The organism is Myxococcus llanfairpwllgwyngyllgogerychwyrndrobwllllantysiliogogogochensis, assembly GCF_006636215.1.
Taxonomy (GTDB): Bacteria; Myxococcota; Myxococcia; order Myxococcales; family Myxococcaceae; genus Myxococcus; species Myxococcus llanfairpwllgwyngyllgogerychwyrndrobwllllantysiliogogogochensis.
Genome location: NZ_VIFM01000878.1, coordinates 1 through 415, shown reverse-complemented (window position 1 = coordinate 415; position 415 = coordinate 1). Strand labels below are relative to the sequence as shown.

At 61.2% G+C, this 415-nt stretch carries 1 protein-coding gene; it reads left to right on the top strand.

Translation table 11 applies throughout. The annotated features are described in order from the left end of the window. The coding region (locus FJV41_RS57555) for a VOC family protein (protein WP_141649658.1) at positions 1-269 on the top strand (269 nt) is incomplete at its 5' end. Positions 270-415: the final 146 nt, after the last annotated feature.

Sequence of the window (415 nt, the reverse complement as noted above, 5' to 3'; positions counted from 1 at the left end):
ACCCGGGACAGGCCGAGATCGAACTCACCTACAACTGGGGCACCGAGAGCTACGACATGGGCACGGCCTACGGCCACATCGCCCTCGGCGTGCCGGACGCTTATGCGGCCTGCGAGAAGATCAACGCCGCCGGCGGCAACGTGACGCGCGAGGCCGGTCCGGTCAAGGGCGGCACGACGGTGATCGCGTTCGTGACGGACCCGGATGGCTACAAGATCGAGCTGATCGAACGCAAGAACGACGTGGGGTCGGGCACCGGCCTGCGCTGATGGTGTGCGGATCGCGTCGCTGGGACCCGGTCAGGGACAGCCGCATGTCTGGTTTAATCGAAATCTTGACGGTTCAGTCAAATTTAATCAATATGCAGGCCATTTAATCGTTTTTGGGCTCCGCCCCAGTTTCTTAAGTGCCTGAA